A 19,940-nucleotide genomic window follows, 5' to 3' on the forward strand; every position below is an offset into this window, starting at 1 on the left:
TGGTCTATTTAGACCGATAAATTGATCAGACGCTTTTGATTGAAGCGTGCTTCATGGTCTGGTCATCCATATCTCCAGGTGGATGACCTTTTAACCGCAGTCCTATTTCAATTCAGGGCTGCGTTTTTTATGCGCTGCGATCAATCATCAAGGTGATAAAATCTGTGCAACCAAGCCATTCACGACATGTGCCATTTTTTCAAAATTTACTGTTTTTAAAGTATCACCTGTGGTGTGGCGAAGTGAGCTGCGATAACTGCCCGTATCGGTAATTAAAATGGCAGGAATATCATATTTCCAATAATTTAAATGATCTGAAAAATCTATACCCTTGATGAAAGTCGGTGCCACCACGCGCTCACATTGCAACTGGTTCAAACGCTGCATTGTATTGCAATAGCTTGCACTCATTTCACGTGATTGCATATTACTCAATGCCACAATAAAATTGCCATGACTTGGGTAAATCCACTTTAAACCGATTGGGTAATTTTGCACCAAATTTTTATCGTAATAACCAATCATATCCAGCACATACACCGCACGGATTTTTTCCTTTTCAGCCTGCACAGATTTGGCATGTATAAAACTGCCCATCGACTCGGTTTTAAAAAATGGTGGCTCTGCCAAGGTATAAAAAACAAATTCAACATTTTGACTAAGTTTATTCTTTTCCTGCGCCAAAATTCGTGCTGTTTCGATTACACCTGCAACGCCAGAAGCGTTGTCATTTGCCCCCTGCTGCTGCCCATAAACATCGTAATGCGCACCAAAAATCGTTTTTTGCGCAGCACCGATATTCAATTTGCACACCACATTGCGGTAGCTTTGCTGATTGACCACATAATTTTGAAATTGACACGGAATTCCAAATACTCGCATTTGTTCCCGAATCCATGCCGAAACCCGATTCAGTTCAATCACATTTTTATAATGACGATACTGTTCGGAATTACCCAAACCCTGCTGCCCAATCACTTGCTGCATATAGACTTGCAAATTGTTTGGTTCTGCCCATTGAGCCTCAGGCACAGCAAATGTAGCAGTGGTCATCAATCCCATACCCGCGCCCAATATCCATGAATATAACTGCTGACTTTGAAACGCGCGCATGCTGATAATTCCAAGACAAAAAAGACCAATAAGATTGCTGAGTATTAAAGCAACAGCCTGTTGGCAAATTCAATTGCAAATTGTGTCGTTACACAGCGCTTGTGTTGAATCATGGTTATAATGCGAGATTCTGATTGATCGCTACATGAACTCGCCTATGAAAATTCGCATTCTGACCATTGGACAAAAAATGCCTGCTTGGGTGCTGACTGGTTTTGAAGATTATTTCAAACGGATTCAGCCTTTTGTGCAGACTCAAATTGTCGAACTGCCAATGGCGAAACGTGGCAAAAATGATTCTGAGGCCGATATTCTAAAATATCGCCAAATTGAAGGTGATAGCATTTTAAATGCCATGAAAAACAATGAGCTGTTAATTGCCTTGGAAGTGGGCGGCAAAGAGTTCAGCACCGAAAAACTTGCAGAAACCATGAAAGGCTGGATGCTAGAAGGCAATGATGTCGTGCTTGCGATTGGTGGACCAGATGGTCACTCTGAAGCAGTACGTAAAGCAGCAGCATGGCATTGGTCATTATCCAAACTAACTTTGCCACACCCTTTAGTTCGCGTGATGCTGATTGAGCAGCTATACCGTGCTATGAGCATCAACCACAACCATCCTTATCATCGTGCAGGTTAAATCAACTTATTCAATTTGTACGTTGAGTTATCAAAATATCTTCAACTCAAACGACGTTGCAAAGCTGCAACATAGCGTTGAACAAAAGTACATTTCGCTATACACACTTTTTTGCGATGCTGTAGAACAGCAGGCTTTAGGGATCTAGGCATGAACTTACAGACATTACCCGGTTTATTTATCTCACATGGTTCGCCCATGTTGGCACTCAATCCTGAACAGGTCGGGCCTGCACTCAGCCGTTTAAGTGAAAATTTGCCAACACCGCAAGCCATTGTGGTGATGTCGGCGCATTGGGAAAGTAATGCACTGGAGGTCAACACAGGTATTCGCCCTGAAACATGGCATGACTTCCGTGGTTTTCCTGAAGCCTTGTACGCCCTGCGCTACCCTGCACCTGGCTTACCTGAACTGGCAGAAGATATTTTGCAGCGTTTGGCTGATGCGGGCTTTGCTGCCCATGCCAACAGCACACGCCCGCATGATCATGGCGTATGGATGCCATTACTACACATGTATCCCGATGCCAATATTCCAGTGATTACCATTTCTTTGCCCATGAATATGAGCGCCGAACAGATTTATCACATTGGGCAAAGTTTAGCGCCATTACGTGAACAGCAAATTTTACTGATTGGCTCAGGCAGTATCACCCATAACTTACGTGAATTATCATGGAATACACCCAATGCGGCTGTGCCTGAATGGGCATCTAGTTTCCGTAATCGTGTGGTGCAGCATTTAAGTCATCGCAATTATGATGCAGTACTAGATTGGCAACAATTGCCACATGTAGCACGTAATCACCCAACCCTAGAACACTTTGCACCGCTGTTTTTTGCAATGGGTACGGGAGATCGATTTAACATTGTACATAGCAGCTTTAGCATGGGTTCACTCGGTATGGATATTTATCGTTTTGACTAACCGATAGCTCCGCTTATTTAAAATCTGACTTTTTAATTTGGATACATTTTGTTAGCAAAAGCTACGATTTGTATCCATATTTTTTGTTAATCTCTTGGTTATAATCACGTTGAAACTTTAGCACATAGAATATAAACCAATGAAATTCAGTATTTTTGCGCTTGCCCTGCTCCCTTTGGCTTTAACTGCATGTCAATCTTCACATCTTCCTGCCACTTCAGGAGATCCGGCTATTTCTACTCTATCCACCACATTAAAAACGCCTACACAAATTTTGCCCGCTTATACCTGGGAACTTGATCGTGGGCTGCAACGCCCGATTGTTCTGAGCTTTGATCAACGAGGCAGACTAAGTGTAGCTTCTGGCTGTAATGGCCTTGGCACGAGCTGGACTGTTAAAGATAATTCCCTGAGTACGGGTGACATGATGGGCACCATGATGGCATGTGATGCACCATTAATGGAACAGGAACGTTTTATCAGCCAGCTTCTGCAAAAGCGTAATATTCCGTTTAGTCTGGATCTAAATGATGCCAATCAGCCAAAACTGAGTATTACTGCAGCTGATGGTCAAAAATATGTCTTTACCGGAAAAATGACACCGGAAACCAAATACCAAGGTCAGGCAGAAACCATTTTCCTGGAAGTTTCGTCACAGACTAAAGCCTGTACGGGTGTAGCTCAGCAAACCTGCTTACAGGTGAAAGAAATCAAATATGATAAAAAAGGCTTAAAGACTCAGGTCGATAAAGACTGGACTTTATTTTACGATCAGATCGAAGGTTTTCAGCATTCATCGAATGAGCGTCAGATTATTCGGGTAAAACGTTATGAAATTAAAAATCCGGCAGCTGACCAGTCTAAATATGCCTATGTATTCGACATGACCGTAGAGCGTGAAGCAGTCAAAGGCACTCTATAACGATAAAATCGCAATATAAAAAAACCGAGGCATTCACCTCGGTTTTTTTCAAGCTTAAACTCAGTCAGACTTAGAATACGCCTTGAGAAAGCATTGCATCAGCAACTTTTACGAAGCCAGCGATGTTTGCGCCGTCTACATAGTTCACGGTACCGTCTTCTTTCGTACCGAATTTTACGCAGTTGCGGTGAATTTCTTTCATGATTGCGTGTAAGCGCTCATCAACTTCTTCGAAAGTCCAGCCTAAACGCAATGCGTTTTGAGACATTTCCAGACCAGAAGTTGCTACACCACCGGCGTTAGATGCTTTACCTGGCGCATAAAGAATTTTCGCTTCAACGAATTTCTCAACCGCTTCAAGTGTAGAAGGCATGTTCGCACCTTCAGCAACACAGATTACGCCGTTTGCAAGAAGCGCTGCTGCATCATTCGCATCAAGTTCGTTTTGAGTCGCACATGGAAGCGCGATATCACATTTAATACCCCAAGGACGTTGACCTTCAAGGTATTCAAAACCGTGCTTAGACGCAAATTCAGAAATACGACCACGTTTTACGTTTTTAAGTTCCATCACTTCAGCAAGTAATTCTGGCGTGAAACCTTCTTTCACGTACACAGTACCATTCGAGTCAGAAAGTGAAACTACTTTCGCACCCAAGTACATTGCTTTGTCTGCAGCAAATTGTGCAACGTTGCCTGAACCAGAAATCGCAACGACTTTATCTTTAAAGCAATCGCCACGAGTCTTGAGCATTTCCTCAGCGAAATACACAGTACCGTAACCTGTAGCTTCTGGACGCGCCAAAGAACCACCGAAAGACAAGCCTTTACCTGTGAATACACATGAAGTGTCATTGCTGAGCTTCTTCATCATACCCGCCATGTAACCCACTTCACGACCGCCTACACCAATATCACCCGCAGGAATATCCGTGTTAGAACCTAAATGACGATATAACTCGATCATTAAGGCTTGGCAGAAACGCATAATTTCGCCTTCAGACTTACCTTTAGGGTCAAAGTCTGAACCACCTTTACCACCGCCCATTGGCAATGTGGTCAAAGCATTTTTAAAGGTTTGTTCAAAACCTAAGAATTTTAAAATTGAAAGGTTCACTGATGGGTGGAAACGCATACCACCTTTAAATGGACCAATTGCTGAGTTGTACTGTACACGGAATGCACGGTTTACGTGGGTTTGACCTTGGTCATCTACCCAAGAAACGCGGAACTGAATTGCACGCTCAGGCTCAACCAAACGCTCAAGCAAACCATGTGCTGCATATTGAGGGTTCTTTTCAATGAACGGCCAAAGGCTGGTCATTACTTCTTCTACAGCTTGTAGAAACTCTGGTTGATGTGCATCACGTGTTTTAACGTAATCTAGGAATTCGTTAAGGCTGTTGTATTTCAACGCTTAATCCTCAGCAGAAAATGGATCAAAATTGGTCAAAATTTCAATCAATGATATATTTTGGCGCAAAATATTAAATATCTTTTGTTAACAATCTACAATAGTTTTTTTCAAAAAACTTTAAAACATTTGTATTTTCATAAATTTAACTTATTTTTTAGCGTGTTAAGCCCATAAGTTAATGTAACAAATTAATTCATAGTTTTGAGCATTTTTGCCCAAAAAGCTAGCAATTGTTGTTCTTAATTTGCGCACAAGCCTAAAAGCAAAAATCGTGCTAAAATCATCGACCTAGAATTTCCCCCTAGCCTTATCTTCCGTTTTTCTGCTGCTGTTTAAAGTGGCATTGGTTTGTCCATGAATTCGCAAATTGCTCTGATTCAAAATATTGATGCGCTACTCCCTCAAACTCAATGTGGCTTATGTGGTCACCGTGATGGCTGTTTACCCTACGCCAAAGCGATTGCAGAAGGCGAAGCGGCCAATAAATGCGTACCCGGTGGACAACCTGTTGCAGATGCACTAGCAAACTTACTGCAACGCCCTGTATTGACCGCAGAAGCCAGTGTTTGGCCTGTGCAGGCAGATGGACGCCCACAGCGTATGAAAGCGCTAATTCGTGAAGATGAGTGCATTGGTTGTACCAAATGTATTAATGCCTGCCCTGTCGATGCCATTTTAGGCTCAGGCAAACTCATGCACAGCATTTTGACTGATTTATGTACTGGCTGTGAATTGTGTATCCCACCTTGCCCTGTCGATTGCATTGACTTGGTAGAAGATACACAACCCCTGCTTTCTGATAGCGCACGAGTGGCAGAACAGAATGATTTACGCCAACGCTACTACGCCCACATACAACGTGAAGAACAACGTCGTCTGCACCGTAAAGGCCCTGTGGTACGTGCAGAAATTGATACCGAACTGTTTGCTCAATTTTCTGCACAAGCCGATGCTGCTGTGCCTGTGATTGAATTGCCTGTGCAAAAAAATGAACAGATTTCCACTGCCGATGCACAAACCACCATCGAACTGGCAAAATTACGCACACAAATTAAAAAACTCGAAAAACAACTCAGTGTGCGTGACGATGAGAAAAAACGGCTATTACTAACCAATTTACAACAACAGTTACGTGAATTAGGAGCATAAACATGCCCGAAAGAAATACACGTCTGACCAATAAAGCGGTCAAAACAACGGCTGCCAAAAGCACCACGCTCAAAGAAAAGCCGTCTAAAAATATGACCAAAAAGCAAATTCAGACTTTTTTTGAGCGCTTACGTGACCAACGTCCAAATCCGACCACTGAACTGAATTTTTCCAATCCATTTGAATTGCTGATAGCGGTGACCTTATCTGCACAAGCGACCGATGTCAGCGTCAATAAAGCCACCGACAAACTGTTTCCTGTTGCCAATACTCCCGAAGCGATTTATGCCTTAGGTGTGGAAGGTTTAAAAGAATATATTAAAACCATCGGGCTGTATAATTCCAAAGCAGAAAATGTCATTAAAACCTGCAAAATTCTCATCGAAAAACACGGCAGCATCGTGCCTGATAATCGTGCCGATTTAGAAGCCTTGCCCGGCGTGGGACGCAAAACGGCCAATGTAGTGTTAAATACCGCATTTGGACAGCCTACTATGGCGGTCGATACGCATATTTTCCGCTTAGGTAACCGTACAGGTTTAGCTGTAGGTAAAAATGTTTTAGAAGTCGAACACCGTTTGATTAAAGTCATTCCTAAAGAATTTTTAATTGACTCGCATCACTGGCTAATTTTACATGGCCGTTATTGTTGTATTGCGCGTAAGCCTAAATGCGCTGAATGTGTGGTGTCAGATGTGTGTAACTGGCCTGATCGCTTTGAATTTGGTGCACATCGTCATACTACGCTGCATGAAATTCATCACGCGCCCATATCTAAGTAAGTGCTTCGGTAGAGTTTTGCAAAGTGATCTAAGCTTATTGATGACAAGCTAGATCATCAAAGCAATGTGGATTATCCAAAATCGTGTGGATAACTGTGCAATCTATGCACAAGATTGTGCAGAGATGATTTATTTATCCTGAGAATCTTCAGACTGACGTTGTTGTTCTTGCTGTTGTTTAAGTTTCGGATGCAATTGATAGTGCTTACCTGATTTTTTTTCAGCCGAATTCTGAGCTTGTGTGTTGCGCAATAACTTATAGCTCACAAAAACAAGAAAGCCTAAAACGGCAATACTTGCCAATAACATGATGATCACAGCAGCATGTTGCAAAGCACTCTCCCAAACTGACACAAATAAAAAGAGCCCTAATATGAATCAGGACTCTTTTAAAGTCAAAACAAGCTGCCTGTTTAAGCGATTTTATTTTCTTTTAAACAGGCTTGGTCTAAAACCTAGACTTATTTTGCTTGGTCTAAAATAGCAAACAAATCTGCTTGAACTTCTTCAATTGGACGAAGACCATTCAATTTGTTATAGCTTGGTGCATTTTCACCAGAAGCAGCACGACCTTGATAGAAGCCAACCAATTGCTCAGTTTCTGAGTGATACGCTTTTAAACGTTTACGAATAGTTTCTTCTTGGTCATCTGGACGTTGAACCAAATCTTCGCCAGTTTCGTCATCTTTACCTTCCACTTTTGGTGGATTGTAAACAAGGTGATAAATACGACCAGATGCAGGGTGCTGACGACGACCAGACAAACGTTGTACGATTTCTTCGTCTGCAACATCAATTTCAATCACGTGGTCGATATTGATGCCTTCGCTTTCCAAGGCTTCAGCTTGTGGAATAGTGCGAGGGAAACCATCAAAAATACAACCATTCACGCAATCTGGCTGCGCAATACGCTCTTTCACTAAGCCAATGATCAGTTCATCAGATACCAAACCGCCACCGTCCATGACGCTTTTGGCTTGTAGACCTAATTCAGTACCTTCACGAATTGCAGCACGGAGCATATCACCGGTTGAAATTTGTGGGATATTGTAGCGCTTACAGATCAACTGAGCTTGTGTACCTTTACCTGCTCCAGGTGGTCCGAGTAAGATAATGCGCATAAAAAAACATCCTCATTTTAACAATGTATTTGACACTCGTTGCATATCAGAGCCATCGCCCTTTACGCAGCCAGCATCCTCTTATAAGAAAGCGACAAACAAATGTATTAAACCAGCAATAAAACCAGTTACACCACCCAAGACAATTAAAATCCACTCATCTTCCTGAAAGGCAGGACGCAAGAGATTCTGGAATTCTTTTGGCGTCAGTTCACGAATACGATCTCTGAACATTTGATAAATTTTCTGTGCACGGCTCGCATTAAAGGCAGGGTCGCATACAGGCACCATCGTAATTTCAATCGAACGATCAATCAAGTCAGTCTTGAGTTTGGCATACTCTTTTGGCCCCAAAGACAACTGTAAAGAGGTACGAACCAATGGTGTTTCCATAATTTCGTTGATGTGGCGTTTGACAATACGGCGGGTTTTGTCTTTTTTACTGCCATACATCATTTCAGTCATAATCGATTTTAACGTAATCAGATCTTCTGTGACTACCGTTGCAAACACATCCGAGACTTCTTCTTGGCGTTTCATGAACGCACCCTGAATATTATAAGTCCCAATGCGTGGAATCACTGGCTTAATCCATGGAAATTGACGATTTTCAGTCAATTTAAAGAACTGCGGATATTTCACGTAATGTGGTTCGACTGGGTTAAATACCATCCAAATCGCAATCCAGTTGGTCAAGAAGCCCCAAATTGCCGCCCAAAATGGAACCGTCCAGTGCCATGGTACAAGAAACCAAACAATCATTTGGAAAATACCAAAGAACATCCCAATCAATGCACTGATATGCCAAATAAAGTTAATTTCTTTTTGACCGACTTTTAGGAACATACGCACCATTAAGCGGCGATCACCTTCCATTTGGCTGACCACCATTTCACGCATATCCACCAAGGATTCAACATTCAAGGTCAGTTCAGTCACCAATTCACGCAGCACACCTGGCAATTGTTTATGCGCCTGTGCGTAAATACGGCGTTTAATCGAATACGGTAGGTTTTCCCAAAGCACAGCATTGCGGTCTAACATGACCTCATCAATTAAGTGCTCAAGTTCAAAACCCACTTGCTCACCAATAATACGCGCCATATCTTCAGGGTCCATAGCATTGAGAAACTCACGCAATGAACCTAATTTTGACAATGTGTTATCGGTAATGATGCCTGAAATACGCCCTGCTTTACGCGGTACAATCCCCTGCCATCCCACAGGAATAGGCCCAAGGTGAAAGCCCCAAAAGCTAATTGGATAGAACACCATTTTTAGTGCCATCCACACGTGCGCCCAAGTCACAAAAGCAGTCACAGGAATAATACTGAGCACGGCCCAAAAATCTGGACGATTCAAAAAGGTTTGCCACAACTGATTGACGTACTCAAGCATGCATTTTTTCCATATTTAGTTCTAATTACAAGATTCTAAAGTAGTTAAAAGTCACTATTCTGACTACAAACCCATACTGAGCGTATAGGAAAATTGTAGTCTAGGCTCAGTTTCCGCAATCACTCGCCCTTGTCGATCTTCCAATTTTTCACCTGCGCCAATGCCAACACTAAAGCTACTGATGCGTTCAGGGCTCAGTAATACATAAGCCAGATCAATGCCTGCACCTAAACGCGCTTTTTCTTCACCATCCACCCATTTAGATTCTAGGTGTCCTGCGTAAGCGCCAATATAATAACCATTTTTGTCTTTACCTGTGAGGTGGTATGGGTAACGAAAACCTGTTTGCCCACCGACTTCATGGTCACCATTTAAAAAAGCCCCCGCTTTTAGATAGGCAATGCCATAAGGATTGACCCATTCACCATTCAAATGCAGTAATTTTTGGGTAATACCCGCCCCTACATTCCAGGTTTTTGCGCTATCTGCGCTAATTTTTGCTTCAGGTAAAAAAGTAGTGTTCCCAGCAAAGCTAAAACTTGAAAAGGCAAGTAATGCCACGAAAGAATAGACTTTTGTCATTATTGTCACCAGTGTCCATTTGTTTTAATTTTAAAAACAGTCCTGTTTTCGTGTTTTGACTCTAGCAGAATTGTCAGGATTCTTATATACAGCAAATTACAATTTTGATGTCGCTAAAGTCAAAAATTAAGATTGCGCCCATCTTCTAGGTTAAATCGGGCAATTCAGTCAAACATGGTTACTCAAAATTGCCAATAGATGCGTTAGAATAGTCCAAATTCGTTCTCCCTCATTTTTGTTAAGCCAATTTTTGTATGAAACAACACTATCCGTTAAAAAATGCTCAGCAAGAGAAGCGTATTTTTCGCAATCGCATCTTTTTTTCGGTGGGTGTTGTGGTTTTTTTCTTGCTGCTGTTGGTGGCTCGTTATGCCTTTTTACAAATTAGCGGCTACGATGAATTTGCGACTGCATCAGATAAAAACCGAATTCGGCTACAACCACTCGCACCTGCACGTGGTTATATTTATGACCGCAATGGTGTGTTATTGGCAGATAACTACCCTGTGTTCTCAGCCACTTTAAGCCGTGCAGATGTTGAAGATATTGACGATACCATTGCGCGACTGACACCTGTTTTACAACTGACAGAAGAAGATATCGATCGCTTTAAAAGTCGGATTAAAACTTCACGTAAAACTGAACGTGTATCGATCAAGCTGAATTTAAATGAATCGGATATTGCCCGTTTTAGTGAAGTTAAATTTCAGTTCCCTGGGGTCAATATTGAAACCCAGATGACACGTTACTATCCGCATGGTGACTTATTTACGCACGTGATTGGTTATGTCGGGCGCATTAACGACAAAGAACTGAAAGAAATTGACAAAGATGCTTATGCAGGCACCAACTTGATTGGCAAAATTGGGGTGGAGAAATCGTATGAGCACTTGCTACATGGCGTACCCGGCAACGAATCTGTAGAAGCCGATGCACATGGTAATGTGCTGCGCAATTTAGGACGTAAAGACCCTGTACGTGGCAATGATTTGTTTTTGTCATTGGATTATGGCTTGCAAGTGGTCGCCTCTGAACAACTGGCAGAACGCCGTGGTGCAATTGTGGCACTTGACCCACGTACAGGTGAAATTTTAGCTTTAGTCTCCAGTCCGAGTTTTAACCCTAACTTATTTGTCACAGGTATTAGCCATACCGACTACTCTGCCTTACGCGATAATTTAGATCAACCACTCTATAACCGTGCAGTACAAGGTGTTTATCCACCGGGTTCTACCATTAAGCCGATGTTTGGTTTAGGCGGTATTCATTATGGCTATGTCGACTGGAAAACCGCCATTCAGGATTATGGTTATTTCACTTTACCAGGCGACAGCCACCGTTTCCGTGACCATAAAAAAACTGGGCATGGCATTGTCGATATGCACAAAGCTCAAGTCGTGTCGTGTGATACCTACTTCTATGTATTGTCGTATCGCATGGGCATTGAAAAAATGAATGACTGGATGCGTCAATTTGGCTTTAGTGAAAAAACTGGGGTCGATTTACCAAGTGAAAGCACAGGACTCTACCCAAACCCGGACTGGAAAATGCGTACGCGCAAAGCCAAATGGATGAAAGGTGAAACAATTTCCGTCAGTATTGGTCAGGGTGCATTTACCTCGACACCATTGCAATTAGCAATGGCCACCGCCATCACCGCCAACAAAGGATTTAAAGTCACACCGCACGTGTTACGTGAAAGTCGTGGCGCGAAACCATTTAAAGTTCACAATGGTACCAACGGAAAAATTGACTTTAACGGCACAGAAGAAGACTGGATTAAAATGCGTGATGCCATGGTTGATGTGATTCAATCAGGTACAGGTAAAGGGATTAAAGGCGGCTTGCAATATTCAGTTGCAGGTAAAACAGGTACAGCACAGGTTAAAAGTATTGCGCAAGGTAAACGCTATAACGAAGCCTTATTGACCGACCGTCAGCTTGACCACGGTTTATTTGTTGGCTTCGCTCCTGCCGAAAACCCTGAAATCGCAATTGCCATCATTCTAGAAAATGGTCGCGGTGGTTCTGCAGCAACGGCTTTGGCGCGTCCAGTTTTAGACTATTGGTTACTGAATAAAAATAAAAAGCCAATTCGTCCATCTGCCGCACAAGTGAGTGGTGGCTTAATGACTGCAGGTTTAAAACCAAGTGAATTGCCAAGTGGTGAAGTCCCTTCATCTACTGCACCAAATACGAATAACGTGAATAATCCGAATACAGCAACCAATCACCCTGCGCTCAACCCAAATCCTTCGCAAACTACTCCGAGTTCAGCTCCAACCAATCCACCTGCAACTGCGCCAACAGCAGTTGTACCCACTAACCCAATTGAGAGCGACTAAGCCATGAAAAATCAACTACGCATTATTGGTGGAGAATGGAAACGTCGTCAGTTGGCTTTTGCTTCAATTGAGGGATTACGCCCTACGCCCGACCGAGTGCGCGAAACCTTATTCAACTGGTTAATGTGGGATGTGCAAAACGCCAAAGTGTTAGACCTCTGTTCAGGTTCGGGCGCTTTAGCTTTTGAAGCCCTGTCTCGCGGTGCGGCACACGTGGTCATGATTGAGCCAAACCGTACACAAGCACAGTTTTTACAGCAAAATTTAGAATTATTACGCGTCAATAAAAGCAAAGCACAATTAAAAGTTTCTACCGCACAACATGCTTTGGCGACACTAAAAGATCAGTTTGATTTGGTATTTTTAGACCCGCCTTATAGTTTAGATTTATGGGAAGAATTGGCAGGGTTGGCTGATCCACTCATTGCGGCACAAGGTCTGATTTATGTTGAAGCAGATCGTGATTTAAACCTGTTAAAATTACCGCAGACTTGGCAAAAAGTTAAAGAGAGCAAAGCGGGAACTGTACGTGCGGGCTTATACCAAAAGATTGTTGTTTAAATTTTCTCCTTAAAAGATACGCGGTAATTTTATGACTATCGACACTTTTCAAGAGTCATCTATTAATGTAATATTATAACATTACATATTGTAGTGTTTATCTTCATGAAAGTTCGTTCATCTTTAAAAAGTGCAAAATCGCGTGCCGATTGTCAAATTGTGAAACGTCGTGGCAAATTATTTGTGATTTGCAAATCCAATCCACGTTTTAAAGCAAGACAGGGATAATCCCCTGTCTTTTAGTTTTGATAGATTATTACACTGAAATAGTGTGCTTATTCTGAATAGTAACGTGTATCGACACTAAAACTTTCAGGAAATTTTGCTTGAACCTGCGCATAAAATGCCATGATTTCAGCCATATCTTTTTCAAAATCGCCGGTTGGATGCACAATTTTTCCCACACCCGTTTTCTTTTTTGCGTAATCCATATACGCCAAAGCAATTGGCACACCTGCATTTAACGCAACATGATAAAAACCTGTTTTCCATTGTTCTTGACGCGCACGTGTGGCTTCAGGCGTCACCAACATCACCAATTTAGGATGGGTTTTAAATAAGTCCGTCATGAGCTGAACCATACTAGGTCGTGCTTCGCCTGGTGCTTTCGGACGACGGTCTATACCAATACCTCCCATCGCACGGACAAATGGCCCAAACGGCAATTTCATATAGCTGTCTTTAATGGTCAAGCGAACATTAACGCCCAAAGCTTTAAGCCCTAAGCGTGCATATAAGGCATCCCAATTACTGGTATGCGGTGCAGCAATCATCACATATTGGTCTAATTCCAACGGACAATGATTGTCGATTTCCCAACCCATTAAATTTAAGCTTCGCTCAGCTAACTTTTCAAACACAACCGCATACCCCAAATAAAGTGTGCGAATTTTAGCAAGCATCGACAAATACAAAAGTCTAAAACGACGAATAAATAAACAAATACTTTATAAATGTATAAAAATTTCCTGCACTCATCTTATTTTTGTCATTCCATGCAAAATCATACTGTTTTTGCGCTTATTCATTGCTAGATTCAAGCAAGTTTAAAATGGTAAATATATAAATTTACGCACAGTTTGCTGAGTTTTTTACGGTCTAATCCGATGTAATCCTTGAAGTGAAACTTAAAACTTTAAAACATCGGGCTTGTTATGATTTGCTACAAATCTTCATTAAAAATAAGACAAATTGGCTTTTCAGATACAAGGTGAAAGTTTAAGGTGGCAGCAAGACAAGTTTGAAGTTTAGAACATTTATGCTGAATCGTTATCCGATTGCACTCAGTACACTTAGCTTATTTTTAGTAGCTTGCGGATCAACTGATCCAAGCAGGGAATATCAATCCGCTTTGCCTTCTGAGCCACAAATTACGCCCAAAACTGAAGTTCAAAATTCAGCAACTTCATGGACAGGACAAGCTACAGGTAACTTTAGAGCCTTATTGCCTTGTGACAACTGTGAACAGCATGTGATTCATTTACGCCTGAATGATGATCAAACCTTTCAACTCAGCGACATTAAACGCTCGAAACAGCGCCAGCGCGAAAACCAAGTGGCGGGAACGATTCAAGCTGCTCAGGGCAACAATCAGCAAGACAAACAGAACCAACACCCATCGCAAAACACGGCAAATGAATGGTTGCTCAATACAGAAAATGGGCAAGCCTATGCACGTATTCAACTCACAGCTCACGGTCTTCAATTCAGCTTATACAATCAGAAAAAGACACAAAATCAACAGAAAAATGAAACTCAGGTTTTCTTACATCCTGTAGAAAATATGCAAGTCAGTAATGCCCTGAAGCATGTCGATATTCAGGCTGAACACGTACAAAATGTTGAGGTCAAAGAATTAAACGACCCTGTGATGGCACACGATTATTTTCTGGCAATTCACAATCAATCTGATCAAGCATTACAATTACATGCCAATGACTTGGTTTTGGTCGATCAGCAATATCAGGAATATGCTGCTGTAGTCGATCCGCAATTTTTAGAACCGATTCCTACACAACAAAAACAATGGATTAAGGTGTCTTTCCATTACCCTGCTTCTGTACAGGCAGATGTGATCAAAATTAAATAGGTTACAGCTGCTGAATTTTCATAAATAAAGAAACTTCACTTTAAAGTTATTTCTTAAAAAGTGTTTCAGAATTCTTTGATTTTTCTACAGCCATAAAAAAACCCTGCATCAGCAGGGTTTTCTTTTAAACCATCAAGCGATTACGCGTTGAATTGGTTCATTGTGTTTTTCGCATCGTCACCCGCTTTAAGCGCGTTGTCACCAGCGAAGATTTCTTTGTGGTCGTCACCGATGTCAGAACCAGCCATTGCTTGGTGTTTCACACAAGCGATACCACCGCGGATTTCTTTACGTTGTACGCCAGCAACATAAGCCAACATACCTTCAGAACCGAAGTAACCTTGAGCAAGCTCGTGAGTAGAAAGAGCAGCTGTGTGGTAAGTAGGCAGAGTGATCAAGTGGTGGAACACGCCTGCTTCACGAGAAGCGTCTGCTTGGAATGTACGTACTTTTTCGTCAGCTTCAGCAGCCAATTCAGAATCGTCGTACTCAGCGCTCATTAATTTAGCGCGGTCGTATGCAGATACGTCTTTACCTTCAGCAACCCAACGGTCGTACGCTTGTTGACGGAAGTTCAGTGTCCAGTTGAATGATGGAGAGTTGTTGTAAACAAGTTTCGCATTTGGCACAACTTCACGTACACGGTTAACCATGTGAGCGATTTCTTCTACGTTTGGAGTCGCAGTTTCGATCCAAAGAAGGTCAGCACCGTTTTGTAAGCTAGTTACACAGTCAAGTACAACGCGGTCAATTTGAGTGCCTTCACGGAACTGGTACAAGCCAGAAGCTAAACGCTTAGGACGGTGTAATTTACCATCACGCTTGATTAGGATTTCGTCTTCTTTCGCTTCAGAGATGTCAATTTCTTGAGTGTCTAAGTAGCTGATGTATTGAGAAGCGATGTCGCCTGGCTCTTTAACTACTGGGATTTTTTGAGTTAAGTCAGCGCCTTCAGAGTCAGTACGTGCAACGATGATACCGTCGTCAAGACCCATTTCTAAGAACGCATAACGTAACGCGTGGATTTTAGCGATGAAGTCTTCGTGTGGAACAGTTACTTTACCAGCTTGGTGACCACATTGTTTCGCGTCAGAAACTTGGTTTTCGATTTGAAGTGCACATGCACCCGCTTCGATCATTTTCTTAGCTAATAAGTAAGTTGCTTCTTCGTTACCGAAACCAGCGTCGATGTCCGCAATGATTGGCACAACGTGAGTTTCAAAGTTGTCGATTTGAGCAGTGATTTCAGCAGCTTTAGCAGTATCACCAGCGTCTTGTGCTTTTTTAAGTGCGCGGAACAAATCGTTTAATTCTTTTGCGTCAGCTTGACGTAAGAATGTGTAGATTTCTTCGATCAATGCAGGAACAGAAGTTTTTTCGTGCATAGATTGGTCAGGAAGTGGACCGAATTCTGAACGAAGTGCAGCAACCATCCAACCAGAAAGGTAGATATAACGGCGTTCAGTAGTACCGAAGTATTTTTTGTTCGCAATCATTTTTTGTTGCGCAACAAAACCGTGCCAGCAACCTAAAGATTGAGTGTATTTGCTTGAATCAGCATCATAAGCAGCCATATCACGACGCATAATCGCAGCTGTATATTTAGCAATATCTAAACCAGTTTTGAAACGGTTTTGCATTTGCATACGCGCAGCATCTTCAGGACTGATGTCTGCCCAAGTGTTGCCGAATTTTGCTTTTAATTCGCGGATTGCATCAATCGCTGTTTGGTATGTAGTCATGATATTGTACCCTGTAATATTATTTAGGATTTATCAATCGAAGGCTAAATCGCGCTTATGCTTGATTGCTCAGATTTAGAGCACTTCGTTACGATGAATACAGAGTAGAGTGACTGAATGAATTAATCCAATATTCTCGTGTAATTCTCGGTATTTTTTAAAAAAATGTATAGATCAAAGTCTTAATTCACAAAAACAATAAAAACACAACATATTGATTTTAAAAACCTTATTTAGAAAATCAATCAAATATCTTTGCTTACAAATTCATCTCTGTGCCGATATTTTCTGCATTAGACTTAAGTCTTGCATTTCATAAAAAATGCTTGCATTGGCGATTTCTGCCATTTTTTAGCAAAATTTTGCTGCTTTTCAGCGCAATGTAAGTGCATAAGTTTCATACAAAATAGAATCTGCTATCAGTTCTGCCAATGCTTTTAAGTGTTTTTGCATTTAAGATTAAAAAGTATAGATGCAGTACTAGGCAACCTACATTTCTTTAGGAAATAATGATGGGGCTGGCTGTTTTTATTCAGATTTTTTGCTGTTTATCTCGTCGATTTTTTCATCATAATTTATACACAAGCCTTACGGCTTATGGCATAATTCCAATAATTTAGTGATTTTATTTTCGGTATTTATTTTATGAATCTGGAGCGGGTTGATCTTAATCTATTAATTTATCTTGACGTCTTACTTCGTGAAAAAAATGTAACCCGTGCTGCAGAACAATTGGGCGTTACCCAACCTGCGATGAGTAACATTTTACGTCGTTTGCGCAATTTATTTAATGATCCCCTGCTAATTCGTTCTTCTGAAGGCATGACGCCAACTGAACGTGCCTTAGAATTACAACCGCGTATCCGCGATGCCTTATCTGACCTTTCTATGATTTTGGAGCCGCGTACTGAGTTCCGCCCTTATACTTCAAATCGTGTATTTCGGATTATGACCTCCGATTACGCAGAAGCCACATTAGTCCCACGCTTGGTTAAAGCTTTACGCTCTGAAGCACCTAATGTGGTATTAGACTTTTTAACCCCGAGTGATGTGTCTTATCGCGACATGGAACAAGGTAAAGTCGATTTGGCGATTAACCGTTTTAATGAAATTCCACAAAGTTTCCATCAGGTTTTAGTTTGGCGTGATAGTTTTTCTTGCCTGCTCAATCACAAACACCCTGCTGCCAATAACCTGAATTTAAAAAGCTACTTAGATGCACAACATATTTGGGTTTCTAAAACAGGTATGGGCGTTGGTTTTGGTGTGAATCCAGAGAAACAAGCGGGACTGGGTTGGATTGATCAAGCTTTAGAGCGTATTGGACAAAAACGTAAAATTTCGGTGTTTACCCGTCATTATCAAATGCCTGCACTACTCGCGTCTAATGTAGATTTAGTCGCAACCTTACCTACACGTATTGCGCGCTTACAAGCCAAAAGCCAAAGCTTACTGATTAAAGACCCACCATTTTATATTCCAGAATTTGAATTAAAGATGGCATGGTGTCCGTTGTTACATCATCACCCTGCACACCGTTGGTTACGCCAATTGATTTTATATGTAGCGCGCCAAATGATTGAAGAAGAAAACCGTGAGTTTTTACTGAATAACTCTCAATTTTCAGCCTATTAATTAAAAATTCACTGAACTTATTGGCACAAACGCTTATACTCAGATGAGGAATATTTCGATATTCCTCATTGTTTAATCATGATTTAATAAAGATTCAAATTGTTATATTTAAAATAATATAATCCACAGGTGGATTCGTGAGCCTCTTCCAGAATATTGTTATTATCCTCATCCTCATTGTCGGAGCTGGTTTTTTATCGCTGACTGAAATTGCGTTGGCTGGTGCACGTAAAGTTAAACTGAAAATTCTAGCCGAATCAGGCGATGAACGTGCCCAAAAAGTTTTAGACCTACAAGAAAACTCAGCTGATTTTTTTGCTGCCTCACAAATTGGCTTAAACGCAGTTGCCATTTTAGGTGGTATTTTAGGTGAAGGCGCATTCCGTCCTTATTTTTACAACTTAGTTGTTCGCTTCTATCAAGGACCATGGGCTGAAACGCTTAGTTTTGCCTTGTCATTTACCTTAGTGACTTCGCTGTTTATTTTATTTGCCGACCTAATGCCTAAGCGTTTGGCAATGATCGCCCCTGAAAAAATTGCGGTATCGGTGATTAATCCGATTCAAATTTTTATTCGGATATGCAAGCCTTTGGCATGGATGATTAATGCGATTGCCAACGTGCTGTTCCGTTTATTTAAAGTAAATACCACGCGCGAAGACAATATTACATTTGATGATATTTCTGCAGTCATGGATGCAGGCGCTCAAGCAGGTGTTTTACAAAAGCAGGAACATCACTTTATTGAAAACGTGTTTGAACTTGAAGAACGTAACGTGCCTTCGAGTATGACTACACGTGAAAATGTGGTGTTTTTTACCCTAAAGGAATCTGAAGCCAGTATTCGTCAAAAACTTGCAGAATATCCTTATTCCAAATTTTTGGTCTGTAGCGAAAATATTGATGATGTTATTGGCTATGTCGATGCCAAAGATATTCTGGTCAGAATCCTCAATAATCAATCTTTACTGCAACTGAATGAAAGCACCATCCGCAATGTATTGACCATTCCAGATACACTCACGCTGTCTGAAGTCTTAGATCGTTTCCGCTCGACCAAAGAAAAATTTGCCGTGGTGATTAATGAATATGCTTTGGTTGTGGGCGTGATTACCCTGTCTGATATTATGATTACTGTGATGGGCGATTGGGTAACACCTATTGAAGAAGATCAGCAAATCATTAAACGTGATAACAATTCTTGGCTGATTGATGGCAGTACACCAATTGAAGACATTAAACACGCGCTGCAAATTGATGAAATGCCAGATGATGAAAATTATGAAACCATTGCAGGTTTTATGATGTATAAGCTACGTAAAATCCCGCGTCCTGCCGACTCTGTACTTTTTGATGGTTATAAATTTGAAGTGGTCGACGTCGATCATTTTAAAATTGACCAACTTTTAGTGACACGAATTGTAGAAACGCAGGAAATACAAAACAACACTGAAGCAGATGGATAGTGAGATTCCTTGTATTCGTTCAGCCTGATTGCATCTACATTTTCTCGCATT

General features: G+C 41.4%; 19 protein-coding genes. 11 read left to right on the forward strand and 8 right to left on the reverse strand.

Features of this window, described 5'->3' with window-relative positions; genetic code table 11:
• Positions 1 to 147: 147 nt before the first annotated feature.
• Positions 148 to 1,113 (reverse strand): M28 family peptidase, encoded by a 966-nt coding sequence (locus FTT78_RS11855; RefSeq protein ID WP_373683476.1) that lies wholly within the window; start codon positions 1,111 to 1,113, stop codon positions 148 to 150.
• A gap of 157 nt (positions 1,114 to 1,270) precedes the next feature.
• On the opposite strand from FTT78_RS11855, the gene rlmH reads away from it, so the two are divergent.
• From rlmH to FTT78_RS11870, 3 genes are all read left to right on the forward strand, one after another.
• Positions 1,271 to 1,753 carry a 23S rRNA (pseudouridine(1915)-N(3))-methyltransferase RlmH gene (rlmH, locus tag FTT78_RS11860; protein ID WP_026438445.1) on the forward strand — a complete coding sequence of 161 codons (483 nt, stop codon included), beginning with the start codon at positions 1,271 to 1,273 and terminating at the stop codon, positions 1,751 to 1,753.
• 150 nt (positions 1,754 to 1,903) lie between these two features.
• Positions 1,904 to 2,680 (forward strand): dioxygenase, encoded by a 777-nt coding sequence (locus FTT78_RS11865; RefSeq protein WP_096901485.1) that lies wholly within the window; start codon positions 1,904 to 1,906, stop codon positions 2,678 to 2,680.
• A 139-nt stretch (positions 2,681 to 2,819) separates the two neighbouring features.
• Entirely contained in the window at positions 2,820 to 3,602 is a 783-nt protein-coding gene (locus tag FTT78_RS11870) for an META and DUF4377 domain-containing protein (protein ID WP_180044379.1), read from the forward strand.
• 70 nt (positions 3,603 to 3,672) lie between these two features.
• On the opposite strand, the gene gdhA is transcribed toward FTT78_RS11870, so the two are convergent.
• A complete protein-coding gene (gdhA, locus tag FTT78_RS11875; protein WP_004970711.1) occupies positions 3,673 to 5,016 on the reverse strand; it encodes an NADP-specific glutamate dehydrogenase in 1,344 nt (447 codons plus the stop codon).
• Between the two features lie 357 nt (positions 5,017 to 5,373).
• Here gdhA and FTT78_RS11880 point away from each other — a divergent pair, with 357 nt between their 5' ends.
• Together FTT78_RS11880 and nth are read left to right on the forward strand one after the other, a co-directional pair.
• Entirely contained in the window at positions 5,374 to 6,168 is a 795-nt protein-coding gene (locus FTT78_RS11880; RefSeq protein ID WP_004970712.1) for an RnfABCDGE type electron transport complex subunit B, read from the forward strand.
• Between the two features lie 92 nt (positions 6,169 to 6,260).
• On the forward strand, positions 6,261 to 6,950 hold the full coding sequence (nth, locus tag FTT78_RS11885; protein WP_154321249.1) for an endonuclease III: 690 nt from the start codon (positions 6,261 to 6,263) through the stop codon (positions 6,948 to 6,950).
• A gap of 129 nt (positions 6,951 to 7,079) precedes the next feature.
• Here the strand turns inward: nth and FTT78_RS11890 are convergent, their stop codons facing one another.
• The 4 genes from FTT78_RS11890 to FTT78_RS11905 form a co-directional block, all read right to left on the reverse strand.
• Positions 7,080 to 7,304, reverse strand: coding sequence for a hypothetical protein (locus FTT78_RS11890; protein WP_225543532.1), 225 nt, complete (start codon positions 7,302 to 7,304; stop codon positions 7,080 to 7,082).
• Between the two features lie 107 nt (positions 7,305 to 7,411).
• Positions 7,412 to 8,071 (reverse strand): adenylate kinase, encoded by a 660-nt coding sequence (adk, locus tag FTT78_RS11895; protein WP_004970717.1) that lies wholly within the window; start codon positions 8,069 to 8,071, stop codon positions 7,412 to 7,414.
• Positions 8,072 to 8,152: 81 nt separating this feature from the next.
• Positions 8,153 to 9,469: a hypothetical protein gene (locus FTT78_RS11900; RefSeq protein ID WP_004970719.1), complete on the reverse strand. Its 1,317-nt coding sequence runs from the start codon at positions 9,467 to 9,469 to the stop codon at positions 8,153 to 8,155.
• A gap of 63 nt (positions 9,470 to 9,532) precedes the next feature.
• A complete protein-coding gene (locus tag FTT78_RS11905; RefSeq protein ID WP_004970721.1) occupies positions 9,533 to 10,051 on the reverse strand; it encodes a hypothetical protein in 519 nt (172 codons plus the stop codon).
• Positions 10,052 to 10,305: 254 nt separating this feature from the next.
• Here FTT78_RS11905 and mrdA point away from each other — a divergent pair, with 254 nt between their 5' ends.
• The 3 genes from mrdA (at position 10,306) to ykgO (ending at position 13,185) form a co-directional block, all read left to right on the forward strand.
• Complete coding sequence (gene mrdA, locus FTT78_RS11910) at positions 10,306 to 12,396, forward strand: penicillin-binding protein 2 (protein ID WP_180044381.1); 2,091 nt, start codon at positions 10,306 to 10,308, stop codon at positions 12,394 to 12,396.
• Positions 12,397 to 12,399: 3 nt separating this feature from the next.
• Positions 12,400 to 12,957, forward strand: a complete 558-nt coding sequence (gene rsmD, locus FTT78_RS11915) for a 16S rRNA (guanine(966)-N(2))-methyltransferase RsmD (protein WP_004970724.1) — start codon at positions 12,400 to 12,402, stop codon at positions 12,955 to 12,957.
• 105 nt (positions 12,958 to 13,062) lie between these two features.
• The gene (ykgO, locus tag FTT78_RS11920) at positions 13,063 to 13,185 is read left to right on the forward strand and encodes a type B 50S ribosomal protein L36 (protein WP_026438469.1); all 123 of its coding nucleotides are present in this window, start codon (positions 13,063 to 13,065) and stop codon (positions 13,183 to 13,185) included.
• Positions 13,186 to 13,232: 47 nt separating this feature from the next.
• Here ykgO and FTT78_RS11925 read toward each other — a convergent pair whose 3' ends face one another.
• Complete coding sequence (locus tag FTT78_RS11925; RefSeq protein ID WP_180044382.1) at positions 13,233 to 13,859, reverse strand: 1-acyl-sn-glycerol-3-phosphate acyltransferase; 627 nt, start codon at positions 13,857 to 13,859, stop codon at positions 13,233 to 13,235.
• Positions 13,860 to 14,215: 356 nt separating this feature from the next.
• Here FTT78_RS11925 and FTT78_RS11930 point away from each other — a divergent pair, with 356 nt between their 5' ends.
• A complete protein-coding gene (locus tag FTT78_RS11930) occupies positions 14,216 to 15,046 on the forward strand; it encodes a copper resistance protein NlpE N-terminal domain-containing protein (RefSeq protein ID WP_180044384.1) in 831 nt (276 codons plus the stop codon).
• A gap of 140 nt (positions 15,047 to 15,186) precedes the next feature.
• Here the strand turns inward: FTT78_RS11930 and FTT78_RS11935 are convergent, their stop codons facing one another.
• Positions 15,187 to 16,788, reverse strand: coding sequence for an isocitrate lyase (locus FTT78_RS11935; protein WP_180044386.1), 1,602 nt, complete (start codon positions 16,786 to 16,788; stop codon positions 15,187 to 15,189).
• Between the two features lie 645 nt (positions 16,789 to 17,433).
• Between FTT78_RS11935 and FTT78_RS11940 the strand changes: the two genes are divergently transcribed.
• Positions 17,434 to 18,423 (forward strand): LysR family transcriptional regulator, encoded by a 990-nt coding sequence (locus FTT78_RS11940; protein WP_004977282.1) that lies wholly within the window; start codon positions 17,434 to 17,436, stop codon positions 18,421 to 18,423.
• 137 nt (positions 18,424 to 18,560) lie between these two features.
• Positions 18,561 to 19,889, forward strand: a complete 1,329-nt coding sequence (locus FTT78_RS11945) for a hemolysin family protein (protein ID WP_104852324.1) — start codon at positions 18,561 to 18,563, stop codon at positions 19,887 to 19,889.
• Positions 19,890 to 19,940: the final 51 nt, after the last annotated feature.

The sequence above is a fragment of the Acinetobacter sp. YH01011 genome (genome assembly GCF_013420785.1).
GTDB lineage: Bacteria > Pseudomonadota > Gammaproteobacteria > Pseudomonadales > Moraxellaceae > Acinetobacter > Acinetobacter towneri.